Below are 3,254 nucleotides of genomic sequence, written 5' to 3'. Positions count from 1 at the left end.
TCTGGGGATGGCGAAGATTGTCTGATGGCGATCTGGAAAGGTGGAGATCCTGAAGGCGGGGAGCCCGCGGTGTGATGGCCGCGGGAAAGAGTCACGGGAAAGACAGGAAAGAGCCGCGGGAAAGAAAAGCGTGGTGGTGGGATGAAAAAGGATGTGAATCCGGCGCTGTCCCGAACAGCGGCGGATTCACATCCTTCAGGTGTTTATGGGGAGGGGGGGTCGCCCCGCGACGGTTCGTCGGCGATGGTTCCTGGATCATTCGGTTGTCGTTTTCGGGATTTTTGGTCAGCTGATGACGGCCGGCACCGGTGATGGCCGACGATGGGGGCCGTGGCGCTGGCTGGCGGGAGGCTGCCGGGGGTGGCAGATCAGTGTTTGGCGGCCTGCACCAGCTCGGTCAGGACGCCGCCGGTGTCCTTCGGGTGCAGGAAGGCGATGCTCGCGCCCATGGAGCCGTGCCGGGGCCGTTTGTCGACCAGCCGGACCCCGGTGGCGCTGATCGAGGCCAGTGCGTTCTCCACGTCCTCGACGCCGTAGCCGATGTGATGAACTCCCTCGCCGTTGCGGGCGAGGAACTTGCCGACCGGCGAGTCCGCCCGGGTCGGCTCCAGCAGCTGCACATAGGAGCCGCCCGCGGGGCCGTCGGCGACGGACAGCATGGCTTCGTGGACCCCCTGCTCCTCGTTGACCTCCTGGGACGCTACCGTGAGGCCGAACGTCGTCTCGTACCAGGAGATGGACTTCTCCAGGTCGCGGACGGCGATGCCGACGTGGTCGATTCTGGTGAACATCGCGGTCTGTGCCCCTCTTCCGTGGTCGTCGTGGTCGTCGTGGTCGTCGTGGCCGTCGCAATTGTCATGATCATTATGATTACCGTGATCGTCGCGGTGATGCGGATGAAGGAGGCGCGGGAAGTGCGGGCGGCTCGCCGTCCCGCCGTCCCGTCCTCACCGGGATCGTTCCGGGATGCTGCCACACCTGACCGCGAGCGGCGCGGATACGCGGGTCGCCCCTGCTCGCCCGGCATGTTGGTCATGATCACGTTATGGTTACCGAAGACGCTGTCGTACCTGCGGGAGGCCCACTCATGCCTGGTTCCGTCATCGTGGCCGGCGCCCGGACGCCGATCGGCAAACTGTCCGGTTCGCTGAAGAGCTTCTCCGCCGTCGAGCTGGGCGGGTTCGCGATCAGGGCCGCGCTGTCACGGGCCGGGATCAGCGGTGACCAGGTCGATTACGTGATCATCGGGCATGTGATCCAGGCGGGCCAGGGCCAGATCACCGCCCGGCAGGCGGCGGCCAGGGGCGGCATCCCGCTGAGCGTTCCCGCGCTCACCGTGAACAAGGTCTGCCTCTCCGGGCTGGACGCGATCGCGCTGGCCGACACCTACATCGCCAGCGGCGAGTTCGACATCGTCGTCGCCGGTGGGATGGAGTCGATGACACACGGCCCGCACCTGTTGCGGTCCCTGCGCGCGGGCGTCCGCTACGGCAACGCCGAACTTGTGGACGCGACCGCGTACGACGCCCTGACCTGCGCGTTCGACCAGGTGGCGATGGGGGATGGCACCGAGCGGGGCAACGCGACGCGGGGTATCGGCCGGGCCGAGCAGGACGAGTTCGCCGCCCGGTCGCACCAGCGGGCCGCCGCCGCGATCAAGAACGGCCTGTTCGACGAGGAGATCGTCCCGATCGAGGTGCCGCAGCGCCGCGGCGACCCGATACTGATCAGCCAAGACGAGGGCGTCCGCGGTGAGACCACCGCGGGCTCGCTGGCGAAGCTGCGCCCCGCCTTCGCCGCCGACGGCACGATCACGGCCGGTTCGGCGTCGCAGATCTCCGACGGCGCCGCGGCCGTCGTGGTCGCCAGCCGGGCCAAGGCGGCCGAGCTCGGCCTGCCCGTGCTCGCCGAGGTCGGCCATCACGGTTTCGTCGCCGGCCCGGACCCGTCCCTGCACTCCCAGCCGTCGAACGCGATCCTGGCGGCGCTGCGCAAGGAGGGGCTGACCCCGGCGGACGTGGACCTCTACGAGATCAACGAGGCGTTCGCCGCGGTGGGCATCCAGTCCATGCGCGACCTCGGTATCGGCCCGGACGTCACCAACGTCAACGGGGGCGCGATAGCGCTCGGGCACCCGGTCGGCATGTCCGGTACCCGCATCGCCCTCACGCTCGCCCACGAGCTGCGCCGCCGGGGCGGCGGTACCGGTGCCGCCGGCCTGTGCGGCGGCGGTGGCCAGGGCGACGCGCTCGTGCTGCGCGTCCCGGCGTGAGCTCGGCCCCGGTGGTCCTCCCGGCACCCGGGCCGGCTCTCGCGCGCTCCGCGGCCCCGGCCGACCTGGTGGACGCCGCCGTCGCCGGCTCCCCGCGGGCGCTCGCCCGGCTGATCTCCCTGGTGGAGGACGCCTCCCCGCAGCTGCGGGAGATCATGGCCCTGCTGGCGCCACGCACCGGCCGGGCGCAGGTGATCGGCCTCACCGGTTCCCCCGGGGTGGGCAAGTCGACCTCGACGTCCGCTCTCGTCGGCGCGTTCCGCGCCCGTGGCCTGCGGGTCGGTGTCCTGGCCATCGACCCGTCGTCCCCGTTCAGCGGCGGCGCGCTGCTCGGGGACCGGGTGCGCATGCAGCAGCACGCCACCGACCCCGGCGTCTACATCCGCTCGCTGGCCTCCCGCGGGCATCTCGGCGGGCTGTCCTGGGCGACCCCACAGGCACTGCGCGTGCTGGACGCGGCCGGCTTCGACGTGGTGCTCGTCGAGACGGTGGGGGTGGGCCAGGCCGAGGTCGACATCGCCTCGCTGGCCGACACCACGCTGGTGCTGCTGGCGCCGGGGATGGGCGACGGCGTCCAGGCGGCCAAGGCCGGCATCCTGGAGATCGCCGACGTGTTCGTGGTCAACAAGGCCGACCGGGACGGCGCGGAGCACACCTACCGGGAGCTCAAGCACATGATCGCCCTGACCGGGCCGGCCGGCGGCCAGCGGTGGCAGCCGCCGGTGGTCAAGACCGTCGCGTCCCGTTCGGAGGGCGTCGACGAGATCGTGGACGCGATCGTCGATCACCGTGCGTGGATGGTCGAGCGGGGCGTGCTGGACGCCCGCCGGCGCCGGCGGGCCGCCGACGAGATCGAACAGATCGCGCTCACCGAGCTGCGGGCCCGCATGGGCGGCCTGCGGGACGCCACCCTGCTGGACGCGCTCGCGGGCGAGGTCGTCGCGGGCGCGCTCGACCCCTACACGGCCGCCGAGCGCGTGAT

The 3,254-nt window shown here is 71.1% G+C and carries 3 protein-coding genes; 2 read left to right on the top strand and 1 reads right to left on the bottom strand.

Annotated features, from left to right (window positions below):
• Positions 1-368: 368 nt before the first annotated feature.
• Positions 369-791: a methylmalonyl-CoA epimerase gene (gene mce / locus AC5LUJ_RS07890; RefSeq protein WP_250281315.1), complete on the bottom strand. Its 423-nt coding sequence runs from the start codon at positions 789-791 to the stop codon at positions 369-371.
• Positions 792-1,087: 296 nt separating this feature from the next.
• Here mce and AC5LUJ_RS07885 point away from each other — a divergent pair, with 296 nt between their 5' ends.
• Together AC5LUJ_RS07885 and meaB are read left to right on the top strand one after the other, a co-directional pair.
• Positions 1,088-2,272, top strand: a complete 1,185-nt coding sequence (locus AC5LUJ_RS07885; RefSeq protein WP_250281317.1) for an acetyl-CoA C-acetyltransferase — start codon at positions 1,088-1,090, stop codon at positions 2,270-2,272.
• A partial coding sequence (meaB, locus tag AC5LUJ_RS07880; RefSeq protein WP_493464707.1) for a methylmalonyl Co-A mutase-associated GTPase MeaB occupies positions 2,269-3,254 on the top strand: 986 nt, incomplete at its 3' end. The genes AC5LUJ_RS07885 and meaB, both read left to right, overlap by 4 nt.

It is taken from the genome of Protofrankia sp. CiP1_Cm_nod3 (assembly GCF_982290655.1).
This window is presented reverse-complemented; position numbering and strand designations above follow the sequence as displayed.